The sequence below is a fragment of the Aerococcus sp. L_32 genome, from assembly GCF_050689315.1.
The window spans coordinates 1-538 of the sequence record NZ_JBOEQF010001237.1 but is presented as its reverse complement, the minus strand read 5'-3'; the positions used below and the strand labels follow the sequence as shown (position 1 = coordinate 538).

Genomic DNA, 538 nt, shown 5'->3' with positions numbered 1-538 from the left:
AATTTTAGCACTTGGACGATATTTAGAAATCATTTTCGCTGTGTGACCAGATTCAGTGGCTGCAACGATTGTTGAAACGCGTAAGCTACGAGCAGTGTAAGCAACAGATTGGCTGATTGCTTCTGCCATGTCACCTTCTGTACTTGGTTTTAATGAACCAATGTCAGTTTTCGCTTCTTTACGTCCTTCACTTACTAATGCAATACGGTTCATTGTTTGAACTGCTTCTACTGGATAGTCACCGGCAGCAGTTTCACCTGAAAGCATGATTGCGTCAGTACCATCAAAGATTGCGTTAGCAACGTCAGATGCTTCTGCACGAGTTGGACGTGGGTTAGATTGCATTGAATCTAACATTTGTGTAGCTGTAATAACTGGTTTACCAGCTAAGTTACATTTACGGATCATGTCTTTTTGTACAACTGGGACTTGTTCAGCTGGGATTTCTACCCCTAAGTCACCACGAGCAACCATTAAACCGTCAGATACAGATAAGATATCGTCTAAGTTATCTACACCTTCCTGGTTTTCGATTTTA

General features: G+C 41.4%; 1 protein-coding gene. It reads right to left on the bottom strand.

The annotated features are described in order from the left end of the window. Positions 1-538, bottom strand: a 538-nt coding sequence (locus ACRCJ0_RS19105) for a pyruvate kinase (protein ID WP_431391786.1), incomplete at both ends; no start/stop codon positions are given.